This is a genomic window from Xylanimonas protaetiae (genome assembly GCF_004135385.1).
Classification (GTDB): Bacteria; Actinomycetota; Actinomycetes; order Actinomycetales; family Cellulomonadaceae; genus Xylanimonas; species Xylanimonas protaetiae.
This window is the reverse complement of record NZ_CP035493.1, coordinates 1,977,368-2,004,322: the sequence shown is the minus strand read 5'-3', so window position 1 is coordinate 2,004,322 and position 26,955 is coordinate 1,977,368. Positions and strand designations below refer to the sequence as shown.

The following is a 26,955-nucleotide window of genomic DNA, read 5'->3' as shown; positions in this document are numbered from 1 at the left end:
CGTGAGCGCCGGAACCCGAGTGTTCGTCGCACGCCTGGCCGGTACCGCGGTCTTCGACCCCATCGGTGACCCGGTCGGCCGTGTGCGCGACGTCGTCGTCCTCGTGCGTGCCAAGGGCGCGCCCCGCGTCGTGGGCCTCGTGGTCGAGGTCCCCGGCAGACGCCGCGTCTTCCTGCCCATGACCCGTGTGACCAGCATCGACGCGGGTCAGATCATCACCACGGGCCTGGTGAACCTGCGGCGCTTCGAGCAGCGCGCGATGGAGTCGCTCGTGCTGGCCGAGCTGCTCGACCGCACGGTGACGATGCGCGACGGCTCGGGCGAGGTGGGCGTCGAGGACGTGTCGATCGCCCGCCAGCGCAACGGCGACTGGCTCGTCGACCAGCTCTTCGTCCGCCGCCGCGAGCCGGGCCGGTCGACGCTCGGCCTGCGCCGGCGCGGCGCCACGATGGTGGTCGGCATCGACGCCGTCTCCACGCTCGCGGCGGGCGGGCGCGGCCAGGGCGCGGCCGCGCTCATCGAGGCGTACGAGGACCTGCGCCCCGCCGACCTCGCCGACGCCCTGCACGAGCTCGGCGACGCCCGCCGCCTCGAGGTGGCCGCGGCGCTCGACGACGAGCGCCTCGCCGACGTCCTCGAGGAGCTGCCCGAGGACGACCAGGTCGCCATCCTCTCCGGCCTCGACACCGGCCGCGCGGCCGACATCCTCGAGGCCATGGAGCCCGACGACGCCGCGGACCTCCTCCAGGAGCTGCCGGCCGCGCAGGCCACCCGCCTCATCGAGCTCATGGAGCCCGACGAGGCGGAGGACGTGCGCCGCCTGCTCGCCTACGACGAGGACACCGCCGGCGGCATGATGACCACCGAGCCGGTGATCCTGGGCCCGGAGACGACGATCGCGGCCGCGCTCGCGCAGATCCGCAAGCAGGACCTCGCGCCGGCGCTCGCGTCGGTCGTCTTCGTGGCGCGCCCGCCGCTGGAGACGCCCACGGGCCGGTTCCTCGGCGTCGCGCACTTCCAGCGCCTGCTGCGCGAACCGCCGCACGCCGCCGTCGGCTCCGTCATCGACACGGACGCCGAGGCGCTCACCGCGGACGCGCCCCTCGGGCGCGTGACGCGCCTGCTGGCCGCGTACGACCTGCTCGCCCTGCCGGTGCTCGACGACGAACGCCGCCTGCTGGGCGCCGTCTCGGTGGACGACGTGCTCGACCACCTGCTGCCGGAGGACTGGCGCGAGTCGCACGACGAGAGCCTGGACGAGGAGGCGACCCGTGGCTGACCGGCTCGACACGCCCCGCGAGGCGCGCCGCAACCTCATCCCCCGCCTCCGCGTCGACCAGGACGCGATGGGCAAGGCGACCGAGGGCATCGCGCGGTTCCTGGGCACGCCCCGGTTCCTGATCTGGCTGACGGTCTTCTGCGCGGTGTGGCTCGCGTGGAACTCGTGGGGGCCGGTGGGCCTGCGGTTCGACAAGGCGGAGAACGGGTTCACGGCCCTCACGCTCATGCTGTCGCTCCAGGCGTCCTACGCGGCGCCCCTCATCCTGCTCGCGCAGAACCGGCAGGACGACCGCGACCGCGTCACGGCCGAGCAGGACCGCCAGCGCGCCGAGCGGAACCTCGCCGACACCGAGTACCTGGCCCGCGAGATGGCGTCGCTGCGGCTCGCGCTGAGCGAGGTCGCGACGCGCGACTTCGTCCGCTCCGAGCTGCGCGACCTGCTGCGGGAGCTGGAGGACCAGCGCGACGAGCGGGCGGTGGAGGGCTCGTAGCTCAGATCGTGAAGTCGTCGTGCCGCCCCACGCGGGCGAGCTCGACGCGCCCGTCGGCCCGCCTCCAGAAGTGCAGCCGCCGCGCCGAAGGCGTGCTGACCTGGAGGGACACGCGCCAGGCCGTGGCGCCGTCGTCGTCGCGGACGCGCACCGGGTCGTCGCCGCCGTTCCCCGTGCGCAGCGGGTGGAGCTGGAGCCCGTTCAGGCGCGGCGCCTGCCCGGTCAGCACCCACACGACGACCGTCAGCACCCGCTCGCGCGACACGCCCTGGAGGTGGTCGAGCGACTCCAGGAAGCGCGACCCGACGTCGTAGCCGGGCAGCGGCCGCACGGCCTTGTCGACGGCGGGGACCTCCCGCGCCCACGTGAGGTAGACGTCGTGGCGGAACGCGTCGACCGGGTCGAGGAACTCGGCCCCGGGCGCCTGCGTCGCGGCGGCGGCCGTGACGGCGCGACGCTCGGCGCGCTTGGACTCGCGCAGCCGCGTGCGGAGCTCGGCCGCCTGCGCCTCGTCCACGTGCTGCTGGTCCCGCAGCCGCACCAGCTCGCGGCGCAGCCCGACGACCTCGGCCTCGAACTCGACCGCGCGGCGCTCGGCCGCCTCCGCCCGCTGCGCGAGCATGGCGGTCTGCGCCTTCTCCGCCGTGAGGGACAGCGAGAGGTTCCGGGCCGCGCCGTGCGTCGGCTCGGGCAGGCGCCGCGCGCCCGACGACGCCGTCACCACCGCGTCCGCCGGCGACGCCGCGGCGGGCACGGGCGACGGCGTGCGCCCGGCGCGCAGGTCGGCCGGGCTGGGCCGACGGGGGCCGGGCACGAGCACGGGTTCGGGCTCGGGCTCGGGCTCGGGCTCGGGCTCGGGGCGCGCCTCCGCCGCGAGCGGGGCGGCCGCCCGCTGCAGGGCCGGGTCCGACGCACGCACGGGCTCGCGCAGGGCCTCCAGCCACGGCGGCCCGCCGGGCAGCAGCGCGATCGCGGGCAGCGGCTCCTCCGCGGTGTCGTCGACGTCGTCGAGACGCAGCGAGAGCCCGGGCGACGGGACGACGCGTGCGGCCACGACCTCCCCCTCGGTGAAGAGGTCGGTGAGGCGGTCGAGGTCGTTGCCGGTGACGTGCGCGCGCCGCACGTGCGCCTCGACGTCGGGCGCGACGGCGAGGCTGACCGTGCCCTCGGCGACGCGGACCACGCGGCCGAGCACCACGCTGCCGGGCCGGTAGCTCGCGTGGACGAGGCGCAGGCGCTCCTCGCGGTCGGGCACCATGCCGGTGACGTCGAGCAGGCGCGTGGCCGGGTCGAGCGTGCCGGACACCCGCATGCCGGGGCGCAGCAGCCGCTCGACGGGCACGCCGGGCAGCGTGAGCTCCTCGGCGACCGCGGCCCGCGAGCCGTCGTCGAGGGCGACGAGCGCGCGGGCGGCCGTGATCAGCCGGACGGTGCCGGTGGCCGTGCGTGCCGCGCCGTGCGGGCGCGCGCCCGTCAGGCCGGCGCGCGCCGCCGCGTCCAGCGCGTCGTGCACCAGGGGGCCGCGCACCCGCGCGCCCTCCTCGGGCGAGTAGGCGAACCGCAGCCGGGACCGGCGCACGTCGTGCACCCAGTCGACGCCCACGGGGTAGACGCGGCTCGCGCCGCCGTACACCTGGGTGTGCGGCGGCATGGCCTCGGAGAACGCCCACGACACGCCGCCCGTCGGGACGACGACGACCTCGGCCCAGCCGGTGACCTCGTCGAGCACGGCCTCGGCGTCGACGTACGGCCGGGGCGACCCGGCCGGGGTGGAGATGACGACGACGGGCCACGGGCGCCCCGCGTCCTGGAGGCGCGCCGCGAGCGCCGTCGCCTCGGCGGCGGCGGCCAGGTGCGTCACCGTCGTCGGGATCGCTGCTCGGACGTCCATGCCCACCCCCTCCCGTGCTCGCGCAGCCTAGCCGCGCGCCCGGTGCCGGGCGGGGTGCCGACGCGCCGGGAGGTGCGGGCCGGCCACCGCATAGGATCGAGGTATGACCACTCTCGTCGACCAGGTCCGCGAGGCCCTAACGACCGTCATCGACCCGGAGATCCGCCGCCCCATCACCGACCTGGACATGGTCCGGTCGGTCGACGTGGCCGACGGCGGACGCGTCACGGTCGGCGTCGACCTCACCGTAGCGGGCTGCCCGCTCCAGTCGACGATCGTGGCCGACGTGACCGGCGCCGTCGAGGCGCTGGACGGCGTCACGGGCGTGCACGTGGACCTCGGCGTCATGTCGCCCGAGCAGCGCGGCCGGCTGCGCTCCCGGCTGCGCGGCGGCACAGGCGACCCGGTCATCCCGTTCTCCCAGCCCGGCTCGCTCACCAAGGTGTACGCGATCGCCTCGGGCAAGGGCGGCGTCGGCAAGTCGTCGGTGACGGCCAACCTCGCGGTGGCGCTGGCCGCCGAGGGGCTCAGCGTGGGCGTGGTCGACGCCGACATCTACGGGTTCTCCATCCCCCGCATGCTGGGCGTGGACCGCCAGCCCACGCGCGTCGACTCGATGCTGCTGCCCCCCATCGCGCACGGCGTGAAGGTCGTGTCGATCGGCATGTTCGTGCCGCCCGGCCAGCCCGTCGTGTGGCGTGGGCCGATGCTGCACCGCGCGCTCGAGCAGTTCCTCGCCGACGTCTACTGGGGGGACCTCGACGTGCTGCTGCTCGACCTGCCGCCCGGCACGGGCGACATCGCCATCTCCGTGGCGCAGCTGCTGCCCGGCTCCGAGATCGTCGTCGTCACGACGCCGCAGGCGGCCGCGGCCGAGGTCGCGGAGCGCGCCGGCTCGATCGCGCTGCAGACGCACCAGGGCGTCGTCGGCGTCGTCGAGAACATGTCGTGGCTGGAGCAGGCCGACGGGTCGCGCCTGGAGGTCTTCGGCTCCGGCGGCGGCTCGCGCGTGGCGGAGTCGCTCGGCAGGGCGCTCGGCACGGAGGTGCCACTCCTCGGCCAGGTGCCGCTCGACCCCGCCGTCCGCGAGGCCGGCGACGACGGCACCCCCGCCGTGCTCGCCGCTCCGGACTCCCCCGGCGGCCGCGTGCTGCGCGACGTGGCCCGCAGCCTCGCCGCCCGCAAGCGCGGCCTGGCGGGCATGCGCCTGGGAGTCACGCCGGCCTGATCCCCCGCGCGGCCCGCCCCCGCGGACCCGGCGCGCCCGGTCCGCGCCCACGTCCACGACGGCGCTGAGGTCTCATGCCGCCACCTGGGCGGTCCACCTGGAAGACTGCAGGCACGCATCCCCCGTCATCAGGAGATCCCGTATGTCCGCACCGCAGTGGCTGCCCGCGTGGGACCGTGCCGAGGGCACCGAGCGTGTCCGCGACCTCTTCGCCCGCACCTTCCATGACGACAGCGACCTCGGCCCGGTCCCCGGGACCCCGGACGGCGTCTGGTCGGCCCCGGGCCGCGTGAACCTCATCGGCGAGCACACCGACTACAACGCGGGCCTCTGCCTGCCCACCGCGCTGCCGCACCGCACGTTCGTCGCGCTGGAGCGGCGCGACGACGACGTCGTGCGCATCGCGTCGGCGCAGACCGACGAGCCGTGGACCGCGCGCCTCGCCGACGTCCACCCGGGTGCCGTGCACGGCTGGGCCGCGTACGTCGCGGGTGTCGCCTGGGCGCTGCGGGAGGCCGGCTACGCCGTCGGCGGGTTCGACGCCGTCATCGACTCGTGCGTGCCGTTCGGGGCGTCGCTGTCGAGCTCGGCGGCGATCGAGTGCGCCTTCGCGGCCGCGCTGTCCGACGTCTTCAGCCTCGGCCTCACCGACGACGACGCGGGCCGCACCGCGCTGGTGGACGCCGCGCGCCGCGCGGAGAACGAGATCGCGGGCGCGCCCACGGGCGGGCTCGACCAGTCGGCCGCGATGCTCTGCGACGAGGGCCAGGCGCTGCTGCTCGACTTCCGCCCGGGCCTGGCCCCGGCGGACTTCGCGCAGCACGTGCCCTTCGACCTGGCCGCCGTCGGGCTGACGCTGCTGGTCGTGGACTCGCGCGCCCCCCACCAGCTCGTGGACGGGCAGTACGCCGACCGCCGCGCCTCGTGCGAGACGGCAGCGAACTACCTCGGCGTGCAGGACCTGCGGGAGATCGCGCCCGCGGACCTCGACGCCGCGCTGGACCGCCTGGCGGAGTACGACGTCCAGGACAGCCTGCGCCGCCGCGTGCGGCACGTGGTCACGGAGACGGCCCGCACCGCGGAGCTCGTCGACCTGGTCCGCGGCGGCCTGGGCACCGGCGGCGTGCCCGACGAGGCCGTCGTCGCGCGTGTCGGGGAGCTCATGAACGCGTCGCACGCCTCGCTGCGCGACGACTACGACGTCACCGTGCGCGAGACGGACCTCGCCGTGGAGGCCTCCATCGCGGCGGGGGCGATCGGCGCCCGCATGACGGGCGGCGGGTTCGGCGGCTCGACCATCGCGCTCGTCCGCGTCGCGGACGTCGAGCGCGTCGCCGAGGAGGTCGCGGCCGCGTTCGCCGCCCAGGGGCTCACGGCCCCGGCGTTCCTCCTCGGGCCGCCGTCGGCGGCGGCGGGACGGGACGCCTGAGCCTCGTCCTGGAGCGACGTCGCGGGGCCCACGGCACGTCCTGGGTCCCGCGACTCCGCGCAGGATGACGGGCGCTGCGCTCGCCGGACGACGGGCGCAGCCCCCGCAGGACGACGGGCGCGCTGCCCGCTCGGCTACAGGTCGTACGTGGCGACGACGGGTGCGTGGTCGCTCCAGCGCTCCTCGTACGTCGGCGCCCGGTCGACCTCGACCTTGAGCGCGCGCGGCGCGAGCGCGGGGTTCGCGAGCTGGTAGTCGATGCGCCAGCCCGTGTCCTTCTCGAACGCCTGCCCGCGCCACGTCCACCACGTGTAGGGGCCGGGACCCTCGCCCCCGTGCGCCCGGCCGAGGTCCGTCCAGCCGAGCTCGCCGAACCAGCGGTCCAGGTACGCGCGCTCCTCGGGCAGGAACCCCGCGTTCTTGAGGTTGCCCTTCCAGTTCTTGATGTCGACGCATCGGTGGGCGATGTTGAGGTCGCCGGCCACGAGCGCCGGCGTCGTCCCCGCGCCGAGCTCGGCGAGCCGCGCTGTGACCTTCTCCAGGTAGGCGTACTTCTCGACCATCTTGACCGGGTTGTCCGCCGGCCACGTCGAGCCGGAGTGGATGTAGGCGGACACGACCGTCACCAGCCCACCGCCGGGCACCTCGAGGTCCGCCTCGACCCACCGCCCGGTGTCGACGGGCGGCTCCGCGCCGCCGTCGGGGTGGTGCGCCGACAGGCCGACGCGCACCGCGTGGACGGGGAGCCGGGAGGCGACGGCCACGCCGGCGCGCCCCTTGATGTCGCTGGCCTGCTGCGCCACGTGCCACCCGTCGAAGAACCCGTCGAGCACGGCGTCCGGCGCGCGGACCTCCTGCAGGAGCAGCACGTCCGGCGCGCGGTCGGCGATCCAGCGGTCCATGCCCCGCCGCATGGCGGCCCGGACTCCGTTGACGTTGGCGGTGGCGACGGTCAGCACGCGCAGGATTCTGCCCTACGCCACCGACACGCGGCCCGCCCGGGCCGGGTCAGGCGCGCGCGGCGGCCTCCAGCGCGGCGATGTCCAGCTTCGTCATCGTGAGCATCGCGGCCAACGCCCGTTTGCTCCCCTCGGAGCTGTAGTCGCCGAAGATCTTCTCGATCTCCTTCGGCACCACCTGCCACGAGACCCCGAACCGGTCGGTCAGCCAGCCGCACTGGCCGGGCTCCCCGCCGTCAGCGGTGAGCGCCTCCCAGTAGTGGTCGACCTGCTCCTGGTCGTCGCAGTCGACGACGAAGCTGAACGCCTCGTCGAGCGTGAACGCCGACCCGGCGTTGATCATGTCGACGGGCATCCCGTCAAGCTCCATGTTCACGATGAACGGCTCCCCCTCGGCGACGTCGGGGACGCCGGCGGGTGCGTTCACGACGTGGGTGACCCGCGAGTTCGGGATGACGCTCGCGTAGAACGCGGCGGCCTTCTCGGCGTCCTTCGCGAACCACAGGTGCGGCCTGACGATGCCCATCTCCACAGCCCTCCGCCCATCGATCCAACCACTGTCACCCGTTCGGACGACACCGACCGCGACAACTCATCGCACGACGCACGAGCGACCCTGGATGTCCGGGTATGGGGTGCCATACCCGGACATCCAGGGTCGCTCGGCGGGGGTCAGGCGGGGTCAGGCGGGGTTAGGTGAGGCGTTCGGCCGTGTCTACCACGTTCGCGAGCAGCATCGCGCGGGTCATCGGGCCTACGCCGCCCGGGTTCGGGGAGTACCAGGCCGCCACCTCCAGCGCCGACGGGGCTACGTCGCCGACGACGCGGGACTTGCCCGTCTCCTCGTCGACCTCGCGCGAGACGCCGACGTCGATCAGGATCGCGCCCGGCTTGACCATGTCGGCCGTGACGATGCCCTTGACGCCCGCCGCCGCGACGACCACGTCGGCCTGCCGCACCAGGTCCGCGAGGTCGCGCGTGCCGGTGTGGGTCAGCGTGACGGTCGCGTTGACGGCCCGGCGCGTGAGCAGCAGGCCGATGGGCCGACCCACCGTCACGCCGCGCCCGAGGACGACGACGTGCTTGCCCGCGAGGTCGACCCCGTGCCGGGCGATGAGCTCGATGATGCCGCGCGGCGTGCACGGCAGCGGCGAGGTGATCTCCTCGTTGACGCGCAGCACCAGGCGGCCCAGGTTGGTCGGGTGCAGTCCGTCGGCGTCCTTGGCGGGGTCGACGAGCTCGAGCACGCGGTTCGTGTCGATGCCCTTCGGCAGCGGGAGCTGCACGATGAACCCGGTGCAGGCCGGGTCCTCGTTGAGACGACGCACGGCCGCCTCGATGTCCTCCTGCGTGGCGTCCCCGGGCAGGTCCTCACGGATCGAGGCGATGCCGACCTCGGCGCAGTCCTTGTGCTTCCCGGCCACGTACCACTGCGAGCCCGGGTCGTCCCCGACGAGCAGGGTGCCGAGGCCCGGCACGACGCCGCGCTCGGCGAGCGCCGCGACACGGTCCTTGAGCTCCGCCTTGATGGCCGCCGCGGTGGCGGTGCCGTCGAGCTTCTGGGCGACCATCAGTACTGCACCAGGTCCGGGTACAGCGGGAAGTCCGCCGTGAGCGCGTCCACGCGGGCGCTCAGCGCGTCGACGTCGGCGGCCGCACCGTCACGCAGCGCGACGGCGATGATGTCGGCCACCTCGGTGAACTCGGCGTCGCCGAAGCCGCGCGTGGCGAGCGCCGGGGTGCCGATGCGCAGGCCCGAGGTCACGCGCGGGGGGCGCGGGTCGAACGGGACGGCGTTGCGGTTCACGGTGATGCCGGCGTCGTGCAGGAGGTCCTCGGCCTGCTGGCCGTCGAGCGCGGACCTGCGCAGGTCGACGAGCACCAGGTGCACGTCGGTGCCGCCGGTCAGCACGGACGCACCCGCGGCCGCGACGTCGGGCTCCGAGAGCCGCGAGGCGATGATCTGGGCGCCGCGCAGCGTGCGCTCCTGACGGTCCTTGAAGGAGTCCGACGCGGCGATCTTGAACGCCACGGCCTTGGCGGCCACGACGTGCATGAGCGGGCCGCCCTGCTGGCCCGGGAAGACGGCCGAGTCGATCTTCTTCGCCCACTGCTCCTTCGAGAGGATGAAGCCGGAGCGGGGGCCGCCGATCGTCTTGTGCACCGTGGACGACACGACGTCGGCGTGCGGCACGGGCGACGGGTGCAGGCCCGCGGCCACCAGGCCGGCGAAGTGGGCCATGTCCACCCAAAGCTTGGCGCCGACCTCGTCCGCGATCTCGCGGAACGCGGCGAAGTCGAGGTGGCGCGGGTAGGCGGACCAGCCCGCGATGATGACCTCGGGACGGTGCTCGATGGCCTTCTTGCGCACCTCGTCCATCTCGACGCGGTACGTCTGCGGGTCGACGCCGTACGAGGCGACGTCGTACAGGCGGCCCGAGAAGTTGATCTTCATGCCGTGCGTGAGGTGGCCGCCGTGGGCCAGCTCGAGGCCGAGGATGCGGTCGCCGGCCGTGGCCAGCGCGTGCAGCACGGCGGCGTTGGCCTGGGCGCCCGCGTGCGGCTGCACGTTGGCGTGCTCGGCGCCGAACAGGGACTTGGCGCGAGCGATCGCGAGGTTCTCCGCGACGTCGACCTGCTCGCAGCCGCCGTAGTAGCGCTTGCCGGGGTAGCCCTCGGCGTACTTGTTGGTGAGCACCGAGCCCTGCGCCTGGAGGACGGCGGTGGGCACGAAGTTCTCGGACGCGATCATCTCGAGGGTGTCGCGCTGGCGGGCCAGCTCCCCGTCGAGGACGGCGGCGATCTCGGGGTCGACGTCGGCGATGTTGCCGGTCAGGAGGGGGTCGGGGGTGTGTGCGCTCATGAGCGTCTCCCTGCTGCGGAGCACAGCGGACGCGCGCCGCTGTGACGGACGGTGGACATGGCGACCCCGGGCCCAGGCGTTCGACCCGTCGTCTGCACAGCGTTGTCGCTCCCTGGTGGTGACCCACCCGCCCCGGTGCCTGTGGACCCACGGGGCTGCGCCAGTCGCGACCGTCACAGGGTAACGCACCGTGCCCGGCGACCACAGGGGTGGCGCCGGGCACGGTGCGTGAGGTGCGGTACAGGTCAGACGAGCGCGCCCCGGCGCTTCGAGACGATGTCGAGCGCGACGGCGGCGAGCAGCACGAGGCCCTTGATGGCCTGCTGCCACGCGGGGTCCACCGCGAGGATCGACAGGCCCATGTTGAGCACGCCCATGATGAGCGCGCCGACCATGGCGCCCGAGATCCGGCCGACGCCGCCCGTGACGGCGGTGCCACCGATGAAGCAGGCGGCGATGGCGTCGAGCTCGAAGTTCTGGCCGGCGGCGGCCACACCGGAGCCGGCGCGAGCCGTCGTCGCGATCGCGGCGACCGCGGCGAGGAGGCCCATGTTGACGAAGATCTGGAAGTCGGTGCGCTTGGTGTTGACGCCCGAGAGGATCGCGGCGTTGCGGTTGCCGCCCACGGCGTACACGTGCCGGCCGAACCGCGTGCGGTTCAGCACGAACGTGAAGCCGAGGATCAGGACGCCGACGACGATCAGGATGATCGGCGTGCCGCCGGTCGAGAGCGACAGGCGCCAGGCGACCAGGCCGATCAAGACGGCCATGACGACGTTCTTGGCGACGAACGCGCCCCACGCCTCGGTGTGCAGGCCGTGCGAGATCATCGCGCGGCGCGCGCGGAGCTGCGAGAAGACCAGGCCGACGATCGCGATGGCGCCGATGACGATGGTCACGACGTCGAGGTTGCCGGCGAAGCCGAGGAAGTTGGGCAGCGAGCCGTTGCCGATCTGGTTGAACGACGGCGACCCGGTGGCCACCGTCTGGCCCACGAGCAAGATCGCGAGGCCACGGAAGAGCAGCATGCCCGCGAGTGTCACGATGAACGCCGGGACCCCGACGTAAGCGATCCAGAACCCGTGCCAGCAGCCGACGAGGGCGCCGACCACGAGGGCCGCGAGGATCGCGACCGGGACGGGCCAGCCCCAGTGCGCCAGCATGATCGCCGTCAGGCCGCCGATGAAGGCGACGACGGAGCCGACCGACAGGTCGATGTGCCCGGCCACGATGACCGCGACCATGCCGATCGCGAGGATCATCACGTACGCGTTCTGCTGCACGAGCGCCGCGATGTTGTTCGGCATGAGCAGACGGCCGTCGGTCTGCCACTGGAAGAAGAGGACGATGACGATGAGGGCGCCGACGATGCCGTACTGACGGACGTTGCGGCCCAGCGCTTCGCGGATGACGTTCATTCCTGGTTTCCTTCCGTGGCCGCGGCCGAGCGAGCGGGGGCCTTCTCCATGGTCATGTAGCGCATGAGCTCTTCCTGCGTGGCGCGCGCGCGCGGCACCTCGCCCGTGATCCGGCCCTCGGCGACCGCGTAGATGCGGTCGCACGTGCCGATGAGCTCGGGGAGCTCGGACGAGATGACGATCACGGCCTTCCCGGCGTCGGCGAGGGCGTTGATGATGCCGTAGATCTCGTACTTCGCGCCGACGTCGATGCCACGCGTCGGCTCGTCGAGGATGAGGACGTCGGGGTCGGTGTTGACCCACTTGGACAGCACGACCTTCTGCTGGTTGCCGCCCGAGAGCTTGCCGACGAGCGCCTCGACGTTCGGCGTCTTGATGCGGAACTCCTTGCGGTACTTCTCCGCGACGACCTCCTCCGCGCCGGGCTTCATGACGCCCCAGGCGCTCGAGACCTTGCCGAGCGCGGAGGCCGAGATGTTCTCGCGGATCGTCTGGATGAGGTTCAGGCCCAGGGCCTTGCGGTCCTCGGTCGTGTACGCGATGCCGTGCCGGATCGCGTCGCCCACGCTGCGGATCTGGATCTCCTGGCCCCGCTTGTACACGCGGCCGGAGATGTTCGAGCCGTAGGTGCGGCCGAAGAGGCTCATCGCGAGCTCGGTGCGCCCCGCGCCCATGAGCCCCGCGAGGCCCACGATCTCGCCCGCGTGCACCGTGATGTTCGCGCCGTCGACGACCTTGCGCTCCGCGTCGATGGGGTGGTGGACCGTCCAGTCCTCGATGCGCAGCATCTCCTCGCCGATCGTCGGCGTGTGGTCGGGGAAGCGCGCGTCGAGCGGGCGGCCGACCATGCCACGGATGATGCGGTCCTCGGTGATGGGCTCCGGGCCGTGGAAGTCGAGCGTCTCGATGGTCTGGCCGTCGCGGATGACGGTGACGCGGTCGGCGATCGCGGCGATCTCGTTGAGCTTGTGGCTGATGATGATCGACGTCATGCCTTCCTTGCGGAAACCGTCGATGAGGCCGAGCAGGTGTGCGGAGTCCTCGTCGTTGAGCGCCGCGGTGGGCTCGTCGAGGATCAGCAGGTCGACGTTCTTGGACAGCGCCTTGGCGATCTCGACGAGCTGCTGCTTGCCGACGCCGATGTCGAGCGGCGTGAGGTCGGCGTTCTCGGTGAGGCCGACCCGGCGCAGCAGCTCGGTGGCGCGCGCCCGCGTCTGGTGCCAGTCGACCAGGCCCTTGGGGCCCTGCTCGTTGCCGAGGAAGATGTTCTCGGCGAGGGACAGGCGCGGCACGAGCGCGAGCTCCTGGTGGATGATCACGATGCGGGCGGCCTCGGAGTCGCGGATGCCGCGGAAGCGCACCTCCTCACCGTTGTAGACGATGTCGCCCTCGTAGGTGCCGTGCGGGTACACGCCCGACAGCACCTTCATCAGGGTGGACTTGCCCGCCCCGTTCTCGCCGCAGATGGCGTGCACCTCGCCCCGGCGCACCGTGAAGGTGACGTCGGAGAGAGCCTTGACGCCGGGGAACTCCTTGACGATGTTGCGCATCTCAAGGATGAGATCGGCACTCTCGCCCGAGCGCGGCTGCTCGGTGGTCGCCGTCGTGTCCGTGGTCATGACCAGTCTTCCTCGTCGAAGCTAGACGCCCTTGCTCGCAAGGTAGCGCGCCGCTTGAGCTCTTGCCGGTGGGGTGGTCCGGGGCGCGTGCGTCCCGGGCCGCAGCGCTGGGTCCGGGGCGGTGCGCCCCGGACCCAGCGCGTGGGTGTGGCTCAGAGGCCGTGGACGGCGTCCGCCTTGAGGAAGCCGGAGTCGATCAGCTTCTCCTGGATCTGGTCGCGCACGACGACCTGAGGCTCGAGCAGGAACGCGGGCACGACCTTCACGCCGTTGTCGTAGCTCTCGGTGTCGTTGACCGACACCTCCTCGCCGGCCACCATCTGGCCGACCATCTTGGCGACCTGGTCGCCGAGGGTGCGGGTGTCCTTCCAGACCGTCATCGACTGGGTGCCGTCGATGATGGACTGCACGTTGGCAACGTCGCCGTCCTGGCCGGTCAGGATCGGGAAGCCGTCACCGGCGGTGTAGCCGGCGCCGAGCAGCGCCTGCGTGATGCCGAGGGCGAGCGAGTCGTTCGGGGACAGGACGACGTCGACCTTCTTGCCGTCCGTGTAGAACGAGTTGAGGCGGTTCTCCATCTCGGACTGGGCCGTGGCCGAGACCCAGCCCTGGATGCCGATCTGCGTCCAGCCGTCGATGTTCGCCGGGACCTTGCCCGAGGGCGAGACGAGCTTGCCCGAGTCGAAGTACGGCTTGAGGACGTCGAACGCACCCTTGAAGAAGAAGCGTGCGTTGTTGTCGTCCGGCGAGCCGGCGAAGAGCTCGATGTTGAACGGGCCGGCCGCGTTGTCGAGGTCGAGCTGGTCGACGATGAACTTGCCCTGGAGGGTGCCGACGAGCTCGTTGTCGAACGTGGCGTAGTAGTCGACGTTCTCGGTGCCGTTGATCAGGCGGTCGTAGGCCAGGATCTGGATGCCGGCGTCGGCGGCCTGCTGGAGGACCGGGCCGAGCGCGGTGCCGTCGATGGCCGCGATGACCAGGACGTCGGCGCCGTCGTTGATCATGTTCTGGATCTGCGAGATCTGCTGGTTGACCTGGTTGTCGGCGTACTGCAGCGACGTCTGGAAGTCCTGCTTCTTGAGCAGGCCCTCGAGGTGGGCTCCGTCGTTGTTCCAGCGCTCGAGCGACCGGGTCGGCATGGAGATGCCGATCAGCGTGTCGCTGGGGGCAGCGCTGCCGTCCCCGCCGGCGTCGCCGGTGCGCTCCGAGGAGCACGCGCCCAGCGCGCCGAGGGTGAGCGTGGCGGTGGCGATCGCCACCAGCTTGCGCCAAGACCTCATCGTCTATGTCCTTCTTCGTTGGAGAGTGGTGACGGCCGTCTGGCCGACTGTCAAGCCGACTGTCGCCGTGGTGACGACAGTGTGACCAGGCGAGAACCTAACCCTCCTGCGTTCGACTTTCAACGCCAAGGAGGCCTCGCTGGCACTCTGAGATCGAATCGTGCTCAAAATGCCTTCAGGCTTCGAACTCAACGACCAACGGCGGTACCCTCGGCCTCGTGCCCCGGGACAACGTCGCGTCCCCCGGTTCGCAGACATCCCTGAGGGAGGCGAACCGGAGCCGGATCGTTGCTGCGGTCAAGCGGTTCGGGGGCCTCACCCAGGTGGAGCTCGCCGCCGCGACCGGCCTGTCCGCCGCGACGGTCTCGACCATCGTCAAGGAGCTCGCCGCCGCCGGGGTCGTCGAGACCGCGACCACCTCGCGCTCCGGCCGCCGCGCCCTGCGCGTCACGATCGCCCGCCAGGCCGGCCTCGTCGCCGGGGTCCACGTCGGCCCGCGCAGCCTCGCCGTCGCGCTCGGCGACCTCGCGCACGACGTCGTCGCCGACCAGACGCTCCCCCTGCCGGTCGACCACCGCGCCGACACCACGCTCGACCGCGCCGCGCTGCTCGTCGTCGACCTGCTCGAGAAGGTCGGCGCCTCCCTGGACGACCTGCTGTCCGTCGGCGTCGCACTGTCCTCCCCCGTCGACGCCGGGACCGGGCTCGTCACCGTGCGCGGCGCCCTGCGGGGCTGGGACGACGTCGCCGTCGGGCAGGTGCTCGAGAAACGGCTGGCCCGGCCCGTGCACGTCGACGCCGACGCCTCGCTCGGCGCGCTCGCCGAGCACCGGCTCGGCGCCGGCCGCCACACGCGCGACCTGCTCTACGTCCGGCTCTCCTACGGCACCTCGGCCGGGCTCGTGCTCAGCGGGCGGCTGTACCGGGGCGGCTCCGGCACCGCCGGGCAGCTCGGGCACGTCCAGGTCGACCCGACCGGCCCCATGTGCCGGTGCGGCAACCGCGGCTGCCTCGACACCGAGGTGGGCGAGACGGCGCTGCTCGACCTCGTCCGCCCCGCGCTCGGCGAGGTCACGCTGCGCGACGTCGTGCGCCGCGCCCGCGACGGCGACCCCGGCTGCGCGCGCGTCCTCGCCGACGCGTCGCGACGCGCCGGGCAGGTCGTCGCCGGGATCGTGACCGTCGTCGACCCCCAGCTCGTCGTCGTCGGCGGCGAGCTGGCGCAGGCCGGCGACGTCGTGGTCGGCGCCCTGAGAGAATCCGTGCGAAGGCACGCGCTGCCGCACCGCTTCAGCTCCGCCGACGTCGTCGCGGGGAGCCTCGGCACGCAGGCCGAGCTCATCGGGGCGCTCGAGCTCGCCCGCACCGAGACCGACGTCGTGGAAGGAGTCGCCAGGTGACCGAGCCTGTGACCAGGCCCGCCGAGACGCCCGTGCTCTCCCTGCGCGGCATCCACAAGTCCTTCGGGCACGTCGAGGCGCTCACCGACGTCGACCTCGACGTCCACCGGCACGAGGTCGTCGCGCTCGTCGGCGACAACGCGGCCGGCAAGTCGACGCTCGCGAAGATCGTGGCCGGGGTGCTCCAGCCCGACGCCGGGCTCGTCGAGATCGACGGCCGCCCCGTGACCATCCCGTCCGCCGCGGCCGCCCACGCCCTCGGGATCGCGACCGTCTTCCAGGACTTCGCCCTGTGCGACAACCTCGACGTCGTCGGGAACCTCTTCCTCGGCCGCGAGGTGCGCCGCCCCCGGCGCACGTGGTTCGGGCGCGACACCCGCCCCGGGCTCGCTGTCGACGACGCCGCGATGGAGGACGAGGCGCGCGAGCTCCTCGCGTCGCTCACCTCGCGCATCCCGTCGGTCCGCACGCCGCTGCGCGTCCTGTCGGCGGGGCAGCGGCAGACCGTCGCCATCGCCCGCACGCTGCTCGGGCACCCGCGCGTCGTCGTGCTCGACGAACCGACGGCGTCGCTCTCCGTCGCCCAGACGGCGGAGGTGCTCACCCACATCGAGTCGCTGCGCGAGCTCGGCCACGCCGTCATCCTCATCAGCCACAACATGGCGGACGTGCGCGCCGTCGCCGACCGCGTCGAGGTGCTGCGCCACGGCCGCAACAACGGCAGCTTCCAGGCGTCGCGCGCCAGCTACGAGGAGATCCTGGCGGCCATCACGGGCGCGACGCGGGCGTAGCTCTCAGCCGGGTCGGCTGTCGGCTGAGCCTGCGGTTCCGCTCCGGGCCTCGACCTCGTGCAGCACGCGGCGCAGGTACGTGTACGTCAGCGCGCCCGCCGTCTCGTCGTGGTGCTGCTCGAAGCCGTGCTTCGCGTACATCGAGATGTTCTCCTTGGAGTCCTTCCCGGTGAACACCCAGATCTCCGTGACCGCCTCGGGCAGGTACGGGATGATCGCGAACAGCAGCGACGTGCCGATGCCGCGGCCCTGCATGTCGGGCGCGACGGCGAGGCGGCCGAGCGTGGCCTTGTTCTCCTCGAGCTCCACGCGGATCGACCCCACGAGCCGGGGGCCCTCCCAGGCGCCGACCGTCACGACGTCGTCGCGCGCGAGGTCCGCGCGCAGCTCCGCGAGCGTCTGCGTCAGCGGCGGGATGAACGGGTCGTTGTACTGCTGCGCCTCGGTGACGAACGCGGCACGGCGCAGGGTGAGCAGCTCACCCGCGTCCGCGTCCGGGACGAGCGTGATCCGGGAAGCCTGCGTGGCGTCGGTCATAGCGCACATCCAACCAGGCGGAGGCCGTCGGGTGCGCGCGATGGCCGTACCTTGGTCCCGTGACCGACGCCACCACCCCCACCGAGTGGGTCCTGACGATCTCCTGTCCCGACGGCCCCGGCATCGTCTCCGCGATCACCGGGGCGCTCGCCGCGCGCGGGGACAACATCACCGAGTCGCAGCAGTTCGGCGACCCGACGTCCGGGCTGTTCTTCCTGCGCCTCCAGGTGGTCTCGTCCGCCACGCGCGAGGAGCTCGTCGCGGCGCTCACCCCCGCGTTCGAGGGCTTCGGCATGACGTGGCAGCTCGACGTCGTCGGGCGCCGGATGCGCACGCTGCTGCTGGTCAGCAAGGCCGCGCACTGCCTCGTGGACCTGCTGTACCGCGAGCGGTCGCAGGGCATGCCCATCGACGTCGTCGGCGTCGTCGGCAACCACCCGGACCTGGCGGACATCGCCGCGTTCTACGGCAAGCCGTTCCACCACATCCCCGTGACCAAGGACACCAAGGCCGAGGCGGAGGACCAGCTCCGGGCCCTGGTCGAGGAGCTCGACGTCGAGCTCGTGGTGCTGGCGCGCTACATGCAGATCCTCTCCGACCAGCTGTGCCGCGACCTCGCGGGCCAGGTCATCAACATCCACCACTCGTTCCTGCCGTCGTTCAAGGGCGCGCGCCCGTACGCGCAGGCGCACGAGCGGGGTGTGAAGCTCATCGGCGCCACGTCGCACTACGTGACCGGCGACCTCGACGAGGGGCCGATCATCGAGCAGGACGTCGAGCGCGTGGACCACTCGCGCGCCGTGGCCGACCTCGTCGCGATCGGCGAGGACGTCGAGCGCGCCACGCTCGCGCGGGCCGTGCGCTGGCACGCGGAGCACCGCGTGCTGCTCGACGGGCGCCGGACGGTCGTCTTCCGCTGACGCGACGCGGCGGGTTCCCCGAGGCCGGGCGGCCCCGGGGAACCCGGGGCGTCACTTCTGGAGCAGCACCGCCACCGTGCGCGGCGGGACCGTGACCGTGCCCGTCGTCGCGTCGTACGTCGTCGTGCGGACCACCGGGTCGGCGCCCTGCTGCTGGACCGGCGACAGCGCGAACCTGCGGCCCGCCAGGGCCGGGACGGTCTGCGTCGCCGACGACGGCGAGGCGTTGAAGACCACGAGCGCGCCCTTCAGGGCCGGGTCCACGTCCGGGCCCACCGTGTCGTCGATGAGCATCGTGATGACGCCCGGCGTCGCGGACGGGCCGGCCAGCGGGAAGCTCACCTTCGCGTTGACGAGGTCGGCCGACCCGAGGCGGAACAGCCGCGTCGAGCTGCGCAGGCGCAGCAGGTCGAGCGCCTGGGCCTGCGCGGCGGCGATGTCCGCGGGCGCGGGCTTGAGCGCCGGGTCCGCCAGCAGGGGGCCCTCGAGCTCCCAGCGGTCCCCGTTGTCCGCCTGCATCGGCAGGCCGCGCGCGAACCCGTTGTCCTGGCCGGTCCAGTCGATCGCGTTGAACCAGTCGCCCGAGTCGTACGAGTTCTTGTCGAGCGACTTGGAGCGCAGCAGGTCGGTGCCCGCGTGCCAGAACGACGGGGTCTGGGCCAGCGCGGTCGTCGCGAGCGAGACGGTGTTCATGCGCACCCGGTCCGCCATCGGCGTGCCGACGGGTAGCTTGAGGATGCCCAGGTCGAACAGGGTCTCGTTGTCGTGGGCGTCGACGTAGGTGACGACCTCCTCGGGCGAGTCCGCGTAGCCTGCGGGCTGGCCGTTGTAGTCGAGCTCGTCGCCGCGCTTCGTCTCCCCCGCGCCGGTGACCAGGGTGAACGACCGCAGGTTGCCCGCGAGGCCCAGCTCGACCAGGTCGGTCTGGTGCCGCAGGTCGGCCAGCTCGTCGTCGCCACCGTCGTTGACCGTGCCGGCGTTGCCGCGGGACGACGGGAGCCCGTTGGGGTCGGTGTACAGGCCCGTGCCGAAGCCCTGCTTGAACACGGTGCTCCCGTCGACGGGCGAGCCGCCGTGGACCGCGTCGCGCAGGCGGTCGGTGAACGTGCCGATGCCCGTGCCGCCCAGGTTGCCCTGCGTGGCCTGCTCGAACAGCGCCCCGCCGGCGACCTCGCCGAAGTCCCACCCCTCGCCGTACAGGTACACCTTCGACCCGTCGACGCCGTCCTTCGTGACCGTGAGCGCATCGAGCGCGGCGCGCACGTCGAGCATGTTCTGCCGCGAGTGGTGGCCCATGAGGTCGAAGCGGAAGCCGTCGACCTTGTAGTCGCGGGCCCAGGTGACCACCGAGTCGACCATGAGCTTGCCCGCGAGGGCGTGCTCGGTGGCGATGTTGGAGCAGCACGTCGAGGTCTGCACGGCACCCGTGGCCGGGTCGAGGCGGTGGTAGTAGCCCGGCACGACCCGGTCGAGGACCGAGGTGGGCGCCTGGCCGTCGGCGGCGGTGTGGTTGAACACCTGGTCGAGCACCACCTGCAGGCCCGCCTGGTGCAGCGCGCCCACCATGGTGCGGAACTCCGCGGTGCGCTGCCCGCCGTCGGCCCGGACGGCGTACGAGCCCTCGGGCGCGGACCAGTGCAGCGGGTCGTAGCCCCAGTTGAAGCCGTCGGTCGCCTGGGCCGCGGCGACGGCGGCCTGCTGCTGGGACGAGTCAGGGGCGAAGCCGCTCAGGTCGCCCGGTGACCGCTGCGCGGCGCGGTCCTCGGGGACCGTCGCGATGTCGAACGTGGGCAGCAGGTGCACCGTCGTCATGCCGGCCCTGGCCAGCGCGCGCAGGTGCGTCATGCCGGCCGAGCCCTGCTGCGCGAACGCGAGGTAGGTGCCGCGCAGCGGGGCGGGCACCGTCTCGTCGGAGATCGAGAAGTCGCGCACGTGCAGCTCGTAGATCGTCTGGTCGACGGGGCGGACCTTGGGCTGCGGGGCCTTCTCCCACGCCTGCGGGCGCCACGCCTTGTCGTCCAGGTCGATCGCGACCGAGTGCGTCGAGCCGGTCGTGAGCGCGACCGACGACGGGTCGGTGACGACGTTCGTCTCGACCTGCCCCGTAGCCGGGACGTAGACGCGCACCTCGTAGCGGTAGCGCACGCCGTCCCAGTCGAGCTTCTTGTCGGCCGCCTTGCCGTCGACCGTCCAGGCGCCGTCGGCCTGCCGCTGCGCGGGGAAGCGACGGGGTGCGTCGACGAGCGACGCACCGGCGGGCCAGGCGAGCAGCGTGACGTCCTGGGCGGTGGGCGCCCAGAGGGCGAAGGAGGCTCGGTGGCCGCTGTTGTCCCAGGTCACACCGAACGTACGTTTCGCGGAATCGCCGCTGTACAGGTCGTCGAGGACGCCGGGGAGCTGCACGCCGGTGGCCGCCGTGAGCGTGGCCCCGTCGACCCGGGTGAGCATCAGCTGACCGGTGAGGGCCCTCTCGAGCTCGGCCCGGGAAGCGCCGGGTTCCAGCGTCAGCGGCACGTCCCCGGCGAGCGCCGGGAAGTCCGCCGCCACGTCTCCCGGGACGGCGTCGGCCGGCTCCAGGGCGTACGACGTCGCCCCCTCCGGCACGCTCAGCGCACCGTCGACGACGGCGAGGCCGCCCTCCGGGGCCGACCACAGCGTCCACGTCGGCCCCGCACCCAGCGAGGCGGGCGCGAGCACCAGGCCCGAGCGCACCCAGTGCGCGGCCTGCTGCCCCGTGCCCGCGAGCGGCGGGTTGCTGACCTCGACCGTCAGCTCGTGCGTCATCATGACGCCAGTGAACGCGACTTGCTGGCCGCCGGCCACGGAGAACGCGCCGTTCGCACCGTCGCGCGCTCCCCCGGCGCCGTCGTTCTCTGCCAAGGAGAGGCCGTGCGACCGGGCGTCAGCCGGCCAGGTGCCCCCACTGCGAGGCCAGGTCGCGCCACGGGCCCGTAGCCGCGACCGTGCCGCCCACGAGGACGACGACGCGGTCCGCCCGCGCGAGCGCCGCGTGCTTCGACGTCGACCCCAGCACCGTGGTGCCGCGCTCGCGCAGCGACTCCCACAGCTCGATCTCCGTCGCGGCGTCGAGCGCCGACGACACGTCGTCGGCGAGCAGCACCTCGGCGTCGGCCGCGAGCGCCCGGGCCAGCGCGAGGCGCTGCACCTGGCCGCCCGAGAGCCGCACGCCGCGGTGCCCGACGAGCGCCTCGGGTCCGCCCGCGTCGGCGACGTCGCGGCTCATGCGGGCCACGTCGAGCGGGCCCTCGATCGCGCGCGACGAGTGGTCGAGCCGCACGTTGTCCGCGAACGTGCCCGAGAGCACGCGCGGCACCTGCGCGACGTAGGCCACCCGGCCGGGCCGGAGGAACTCCTCCGGGTCGGCGACGCGGGCGCCGTTCCACAGCACGGAACCGTCGTGGTGCACCAGGCCCGCGAGCGAGGCGAGCAGGCTCGACTTGCCCGACCCGACCTGGCCGAGCAGCAGCACGAGCTCGCCGCGCTCGACGGTCAGGTCGACACCCTCGACGCCGATGGTCCCGTCGTCGTGCAGCGCGGAGACGCCGCGCAGCTCGAGGCGCTCCAGCGGCTCGCGCACCGGAGCCGTGACCGCGGGCGCGGTGCCCGCGACCAGGTCGACGCCCGGCGGCGGCGTCGTGAGGTCGGCGCCGTCGGCGAAGCTCGCCGTGGCGCGCAGCCAGGCCCGCGTGCCGGGCGCCTCGGTGACGACCGCACCCGCGACGACGCCGAACCAGCCGAAGCCGGTCACGGCCGAGGCGACGAGCAGCGTCGTCGGGAGGCTCCACGACCCGCGCAGCAGCATGTACCAGGCGGCGACCAGGCCGAGCTGGATCATCACCGTGGGCACGCCGTCGAGCACGGCCTGGATGCGGTGCTCGAAGATCGCGGCCCGGACGCGGCCCGCGTCCACGTGCCGCAGGTGCGCGTGCACCTGCGGGATACGGGCGGCGAGCTTGACCGTGCGTGCCGCGTCGAGGCACGACACCAGCGCGCGGCCGAACCGCGCCCGCGCCGTCGAGGAGCGGGCGACGGAGCGCCCCGCCACGGACCGGCCGGCCGTCGCGGCCAGCGCCGACGCCGTCATGACGGCGAGCAGCACCGCGCCGGCCTGCCACGACCCGCCGAGCACCGCGGTGACCACCACGATGGCCAGGCCGTTGGCGAAGTCGACCCAGCGGTCCGCGTACCGCACGAACCGGTCGGCGTCCATGGAGCGCGCGACGATCTCGCCCGGCGGCGTCGGCGGCAGGCGGCGCTGCTGCGTCTGGCCGGCCATGACGACCATGCGCACGCGCAGCAGCACCTCGACCCACCAGCGCGGGTAGATGTAGATGGCCCGCGCGAGCACGACGGGGTTGACGAGCAGCATCATGACGAGCAGCACCGTGAGCGCGACGGTCCCGCCGCCGGTGCGCAGCGCGTCGACGACGTGCCCCCACAGGAAGCCGGTGATCGCGCCCTGCGCGGACAGCAGGCTGGAGACCAGGAACCCGACGCCGCCCGCGAGGCCCCACCACGGGCGCACGCGCAGCTGCCTGACCACCGCGCGGGCGAGGCTCATGCCCTCGCGGGGTGCGCGGCGCTCCGGCGGGGTGCCGGTGCGGCGGCGGCCGCCGACGGACTGGGGCTCGGCCGGCTTCTCACCCCCGGCGGGCTCGTCCACGACGGGGACCTCGTCCACGACGGGGACCTCGTCCACCTCGTCCGGGTCGCCCTCGAGCAGCCCCGACCTGCCGGCCTCCAGCAGCGTGCGGAACCGTCCGGGCTCCGCGGCGAGCTCGGCGCGCAGGCCCTGCTGGACCACGCGGCCGCGCTCGAGCACGGCCACGAGCTCGGCGCGCTCGATGGTCGAGAGCCGGTGCGCGACCAGCACGCCCGTGCGGCCGTGCAGCAGCCGCTCGGACGCGGCCACGACGCGGGCCTCGGTGAGCGGGTCCATGCGCGCGGTCGCCTCGTCGAGCACGACCACCTGGACGTCGCGCACCAGCAGGCGCGCGAACGCGACGAGCTGCTCCTCGCCCGCGGACAGGCGCGTGCCGCCCGGGCCGAGCAGCGTCTCGAGCCCGTCGGGCAGGCCGGCGACCCAGTCGTCGAGCCCGAGGTCGTGCACGGCGGCCTCGACGACGCCGGGGTGGGCGTCGTCGAACAGCGTGATGTTCTCGCGCAGCGTGCCGGCCACGAGCTCGGTGCGCTGCGTGACGACGCCGACGGCCGCGCGCAGCTGCTGCAGGTCGAGGCCGACGACGTCGGCCCCGCCGAGGAGCACGGACCCTGCGGGCGGCTCGACGCCGCGCGAGAGCATCGACGCGAGCGTCGACTTGCCCGACCCGGTGCGCCCGACGAGCGCGATGGTGTGACCGGCCGGGACGAGCAGCGAGACGTCCTGCAGCGCGAAGGTGCCCTCGTCGTACGCGAAGTGCAGCCCGCGCACCTCGAGGCCCAGCGGCCCGGACGGCACGGGGTCGCCGCCCACGGGCTCCGGCTCGACGGCGAGCATCTGCCGGATGCGCGTGACGGCCCCCAGGCCCTCCTGGATGTCCGGGAGGTGGTGCACGAGCTGGTCGATCGACCCGACGAAGCCCGACGTGATGAGGAACAGCGTCACCAGGCGCGCGATCGACAGGTGGTCGCTCGACGCGAGCGCGACACCGGTGACCGCGACGGCGGCCAGCACCGCCGCGAGCAGCAGCCCGCTGCGGCGCAGCAGGCGAGTCTCGACGTGGAGCACCCGCTCGAAGAGCCGGTGGCACGCGGCCGACAGCTCGGCGAGGCGGCGCACCGCGAAGGGCTGCCCCAGGCTCGTGCGCAGGTCGTCGCGCGCGGCGACGGCCTCCTCGAACGCGGCGGCGTGCTCGGTCCAGGCGGCCTCCTCGACCACCTTGCGCTTCGTGATCTCGCCCAGCAGCGGCCGCGCGACGAGGAACACGACGACGGCCAGGGCCGGGAAGATGCCCCACGCGGGCGCCCAGGTGAGTCCCGCGACGACCCACATCGGCACGACGCCGAACACGGTGCGCCCGGCGCCCCACAGCTGCATGCGCACCAGGAACCCGACGGCGCGCGTGTCGTCGTCGACGCGGTCGAGGATCTCGCCCACGGCGGTCGCGCCCAGCTCGTGCAGGGGCTGGTGGAGGGCGGCCGTGAGCAGGTCGGCACGCAGCCTGCCCTCGGCGCGGTCGACGACGCCGGCCCAGGCGATCCGCCCGGCGGTGTCGAGCAGCGCGCCGCCGACGACGCACCCGGCGAGGAGCGCGAGCGTCGTCGCGGTCGGGGTCTCGGCCATGCGGCCGGCCGCGACCGTGCCGAGGGACGCCGCGACCGTGGCGATCGCGAGCGCGGCGAGCGACAGGACGCTCGTGACGGACCGGACGCGCCGCCAGTCGAGGCGGCGGGCAGGGTCGGTCGCACGGGCCGGCTGCGGGGTGGCCGCGGACAGACCTGTGTCAGGGGAAAGGGTGCTGGTGGACATCACCGATGACAGTAGGCGTGACCACCCACAACCCCCGCAGCTTTTTCGGCGGCGGCGCCCGCTGAGCGGCCCCGCTCAGATCAGCCCGAGCGCCCGCACCGCGTCCCGCTCCTCGATCAGCTCCGCGATCGACGCGTCGATGCGGGCCTGCGAGAAGGCCCCGTGCTCGAGCCCCTCGACGACCGTCCAGCCCTTGCCGTCGCTCGTCACGGGGAACGAGCACATGAGCCCGTCGGGTACGCCGTAGTGGCCGGTGGACCAGACGGCCGCCGAGGTCCACTCCCCTCGGGCGTGCCGCCGAACCAGTCGCGCACGTGGTCGATGGCGGCGTCGGCGGCCGAGGCCTGCGACGACGCGCCGCGCGCCTCGATGATCGCGGCGCCGCGCTGCGCGACCGTGGGGATGAAGTCGTTCGCGAGCCAGTCGGTGTCGGCGGCGAGCTCCGCGCCGGGGCGTCCGGCCACCTGGGTGTGGAACACGTCGGGGTACTGCGTGCCCGAGTGGTTGCCCCAGATCGACATGCGGCGCACCTGCGACTGGTGGACGCCCGCGTGCTTCGCGAGCTGCGCGATCGCCCGGTTGTGGTCCAGGCGCGTCATCGCGCTGAACCGCTCCTTGGGCACGTCGGGCGCGTTGGACGCCGCGATGAGCGCGTTGGAGTTCGCCGGGTTCCCGACGACGAGGACGCGGACGTCGTCGGCGGCGGTGTCGTTGAGGGCCCGGCCCTGGGGGGCGAAGATCGCCCCGTTGGCCTGGAGCAGGTCGGCGCGCTCCATGCCCTTGCTGCGGGGGCGCGCGCCGACGAGGAGGGCGACGTTGGCCCCCTCGAACGCCTGGCGCGGGTCGTCGAAGATGTCGATCGAGGCGAGGTTCGGGAACGCGCAGTCGTCGAGCTCCATGGCGACGCCCTCGGCGACGCGCAGCGCGGCGGGGATCTCCAGGAGACGCAGCCTGACGGGGGTGTCGGAGCCGAGGAGCTGGCCCGCGCCGGTGCGGAACAGCAGCGAGTACCCGATCGACCCGGCGGCCCCGGTGACGGTGACGGTGACGGGTTGTGTCATACGGGTCACTCTGTCCCACGCGGCCCCGGGAAGCCAGGGGTGGTGTCGCTCACCGGGGCGTGTCGTCCCGCGAGCCGGCGAGCAAATGTGACCTTGATTACGCGCATCCGTTGACTTATTCACCCGCTCTCGCCAGACTGGACCCCGCGGACGACGGTCCGCGCGTCGAGGACGCTCGACGCGTTCGGCGCCCCGGGTCGATGTCGACCGGGCCGCCGGCAGCTCCTTGCGTCGCAACCATCCACAGTGAACAGCACCGCACAAGGGAGTCAACGATGACGAAAACGATTTCGACGACGGCTTCCCGGCCGTCGTCGCGGCACGGGCGCCTGACCCGGGCCCTCGCCGCGGTGGGCGCCTCGCTCGCCATGATGGTGGCCGGCGTCGTGGCCGCGCAGCCGGCCGCCGCGATCGGCACCGGCACCGGGTCGGACGGCGGGTACTTCTACTCGTTCTGGACGGACTCGCCCGGCACCGTGACCATGAACGGCGGCTCGGGCGGCAGCTACTCCACCTCGTGGAGCAACACCGGCAACTTCGTCGCCGGCAAGGGCTGGTCGACGGGCTCGGCGCGGACGATCACCTACTCGGGCTCGTTCAACCCGTCGGGCAACGCCTACCTCGCCGTCTACGGCTGGTCGCACAACCCGCTCGTCGAGTACTACGTCGTCGACTCCTGGGGCACCTACCGCCCCACGGGCACCAACATGGGCACCGTCACCACCGACGGCGGCACCTACGACATCTACAAGACGACGCGCACCAACGCGCCCTCGATCGAGGGCACCAAGACGTTCACGCAGTACTGGAGCGTCCGGCAGTCCAAGCGCGTGGGCGGCACCATCACGATGGCCAACCACTTCAACGCGTGGGCGTCCAAGGGCATGAACCTGGGCACGCACGACTACCAGATCGTGGCCACCGAGGGCTACCAGTCCTCCGGCTCGTCGAACATCACGGTCGGCTCGTCGGGCGGCGGCACGACGACGCCCCCGAGCGGCGGCGGCACCACGACCCCGCCGCCGTCGGGCGGCTGCACCGTCTCGGTGAGCAAGGGCTCCGACTGGTCCGACCGGTTCAACGTCAACCTCTCCGTCTCCGGATCGAGCACCTGGAAGGTGTCGATCAAGCTCGCCAGCGGCCAGACGCTGCAGAGCTCGTGGAGCGCGTCGGTGTCCGGCACCTCAGGCACGCTGACGGCCACGCCGAACGGCTCCGGCAACAGCTTCGGGATCACCGTCTACAAGAACGGCAACAGCACCGTCCCCACGGCGACCTGCTCGACGAGCTGACGGGC

General features: G+C 73.2%; 18 protein-coding genes, 2 pseudogenes and 1 riboswitch. Of the genes and pseudogenes, 8 read left to right on the top strand and 12 right to left on the bottom strand.

Translation table 11 applies throughout. From position 1 onward, the window contains the following. Window position 1: 1 nt before the first annotated feature. Complete coding sequence (locus ET471_RS09265) at window positions 2–1,279, top strand: magnesium transporter MgtE N-terminal domain-containing protein (protein ID WP_129187711.1); 1,278 nt, start codon at window positions 2–4, stop codon at window positions 1,277–1,279. Then, on the top strand, window positions 1,272–1,772 hold the full coding sequence (locus ET471_RS09260; protein WP_129187709.1) for a DUF1003 domain-containing protein: 501 nt from the start codon (window positions 1,272–1,274) through the stop codon (window positions 1,770–1,772). Before ET471_RS09265 ends, ET471_RS09260 begins: the two co-directional genes overlap by 8 nt. A gap of 1 nt (window position 1,773) precedes the next feature. On the opposite strand, the gene ET471_RS09255 is transcribed toward ET471_RS09260, so the two are convergent. Next, complete coding sequence (locus ET471_RS09255) at window positions 1,774–3,663, bottom strand: S1 domain-containing protein (RefSeq protein ID WP_129187707.1); 1,890 nt, start codon at window positions 3,661–3,663, stop codon at window positions 1,774–1,776. 103 nt (window positions 3,664–3,766) lie between these two features. Between ET471_RS09255 and ET471_RS09250 the strand changes: the two genes are divergently transcribed. Together ET471_RS09250 and galK are read left to right on the top strand one after the other, a co-directional pair. Next, window positions 3,767–4,891, top strand: a complete 1,125-nt coding sequence (locus tag ET471_RS09250) for an Mrp/NBP35 family ATP-binding protein (protein ID WP_129187705.1) — start codon at window positions 3,767–3,769, stop codon at window positions 4,889–4,891. A 142-nt stretch (window positions 4,892–5,033) separates the two neighbouring features. Next, complete coding sequence (galK, locus tag ET471_RS09245; protein ID WP_129187703.1) at window positions 5,034–6,320, top strand: galactokinase; 1,287 nt, start codon at window positions 5,034–5,036, stop codon at window positions 6,318–6,320. Between the two features lie 134 nt (window positions 6,321–6,454). Here galK and ET471_RS09240 read toward each other — a convergent pair whose 3' ends face one another. The 7 genes from ET471_RS09240 to chvE all read right to left on the bottom strand — a co-directional run bounded on the left by ET471_RS09240 (window position 6,455) and on the right by chvE (window position 14,459). Beyond that, a complete protein-coding gene (locus ET471_RS09240; protein ID WP_129187702.1) occupies window positions 6,455–7,279 on the bottom strand; it encodes an exodeoxyribonuclease III in 825 nt (274 codons plus the stop codon). A 49-nt stretch (window positions 7,280–7,328) separates the two neighbouring features. Further along, on the bottom strand, window positions 7,329–7,805 hold the full coding sequence (locus ET471_RS09235) for a VOC family protein (RefSeq protein ID WP_129187701.1): 477 nt from the start codon (window positions 7,803–7,805) through the stop codon (window positions 7,329–7,331). A 166-nt stretch (window positions 7,806–7,971) separates the two neighbouring features. Then, a complete protein-coding gene (locus ET471_RS09230) occupies window positions 7,972–8,850 on the bottom strand; it encodes a bifunctional methylenetetrahydrofolate dehydrogenase/methenyltetrahydrofolate cyclohydrolase (RefSeq protein ID WP_129187700.1) in 879 nt (292 codons plus the stop codon). Beyond that, complete coding sequence (gene glyA / locus ET471_RS09225) at window positions 8,850–10,142, bottom strand: serine hydroxymethyltransferase (protein WP_129187699.1); 1,293 nt, start codon at window positions 10,140–10,142, stop codon at window positions 8,850–8,852. Before glyA ends, ET471_RS09230 begins: the two co-directional genes overlap by 1 nt. Window positions 10,143–10,205: 63 nt before the next feature. Continuing rightward, a riboswitch (ZMP/ZTP riboswitch) is annotated at window positions 10,206–10,320 on the bottom strand. Window positions 10,321–10,387: 67 nt separating this feature from the next. Next, window positions 10,388–11,560 carry a multiple monosaccharide ABC transporter permease gene (mmsB, locus tag ET471_RS09220; RefSeq protein WP_129187698.1) on the bottom strand — a complete coding sequence of 391 codons (1,173 nt, stop codon included), beginning with the start codon at window positions 11,558–11,560 and terminating at the stop codon, window positions 10,388–10,390. After that, on the bottom strand, window positions 11,557–13,179 hold the full coding sequence (gene mmsA, locus ET471_RS09215; RefSeq protein WP_129187697.1) for a multiple monosaccharide ABC transporter ATP-binding protein: 1,623 nt from the start codon (window positions 13,177–13,179) through the stop codon (window positions 11,557–11,559). Before mmsA ends, mmsB begins: the two co-directional genes overlap by 4 nt. Before the next feature lie 152 nt (window positions 13,180–13,331). Then, window positions 13,332–14,459: a multiple monosaccharide ABC transporter substrate-binding protein gene (chvE, locus tag ET471_RS09210; protein ID WP_129187696.1), complete on the bottom strand. Its 1,128-nt coding sequence runs from the start codon at window positions 14,457–14,459 to the stop codon at window positions 13,332–13,334. Between the two features lie 218 nt (window positions 14,460–14,677). Between chvE and ET471_RS09205 the strand changes: the two genes are divergently transcribed. Further along, on the top strand, window positions 14,678–15,859 hold the full coding sequence (locus tag ET471_RS09205; protein WP_129187695.1) for an ROK family transcriptional regulator: 1,182 nt from the start codon (window positions 14,678–14,680) through the stop codon (window positions 15,857–15,859). Beyond that, the gene (locus ET471_RS09200) at window positions 15,856–16,650 is read left to right on the top strand and encodes an ATP-binding cassette domain-containing protein (RefSeq protein WP_242496219.1); all 795 of its coding nucleotides are present in this window, start codon (window positions 15,856–15,858) and stop codon (window positions 16,648–16,650) included. The genes ET471_RS09205 and ET471_RS09200 overlap by 4 nt, the downstream gene beginning before the upstream one ends. Window positions 16,651–16,653: 3 nt before the next feature. On the opposite strand, the gene ET471_RS09195 is transcribed toward ET471_RS09200, so the two are convergent. Next, complete coding sequence (locus tag ET471_RS09195) at window positions 16,654–17,187, bottom strand: GNAT family N-acetyltransferase (protein WP_129187694.1); 534 nt, start codon at window positions 17,185–17,187, stop codon at window positions 16,654–16,656. A gap of 59 nt (window positions 17,188–17,246) precedes the next feature. Here ET471_RS09195 and purU point away from each other — a divergent pair, with 59 nt between their 5' ends. After that, on the top strand, window positions 17,247–18,107 hold the full coding sequence (gene purU / locus ET471_RS09190) for a formyltetrahydrofolate deformylase (RefSeq protein WP_129187693.1): 861 nt from the start codon (window positions 17,247–17,249) through the stop codon (window positions 18,105–18,107). Window positions 18,108–18,158: 51 nt separating this feature from the next. Here purU and pulA read toward each other — a convergent pair. The 3 genes and pseudogenes from pulA to ET471_RS09175 form a co-directional block, all read right to left on the bottom strand. After that, window positions 18,159–21,002: pseudogene (gene pulA / locus ET471_RS09185) on the bottom strand (pullulanase-type alpha-1,6-glucosidase); the annotation flags it as partial. A 7-nt stretch (window positions 21,003–21,009) separates the two neighbouring features. Then, on the bottom strand, window positions 21,010–24,597 hold the full coding sequence (locus ET471_RS09180; protein WP_129187692.1) for an ATP-binding cassette domain-containing protein: 3,588 nt from the start codon (window positions 24,595–24,597) through the stop codon (window positions 21,010–21,012). A 75-nt stretch (window positions 24,598–24,672) separates the two neighbouring features. Continuing rightward, window positions 24,673–25,658, bottom strand: a pseudogene (locus tag ET471_RS09175) (malate dehydrogenase). Between the two features lie 275 nt (window positions 25,659–25,933). Here ET471_RS09175 and ET471_RS18840 point away from each other — a divergent pair. Further along, window positions 25,934–26,950 (top strand): glycoside hydrolase family 11 protein, encoded by a 1,017-nt coding sequence (locus tag ET471_RS18840; RefSeq protein ID WP_129187691.1) that lies wholly within the window; start codon window positions 25,934–25,936, stop codon window positions 26,948–26,950. Window positions 26,951–26,955: the final 5 nt, after the last annotated feature.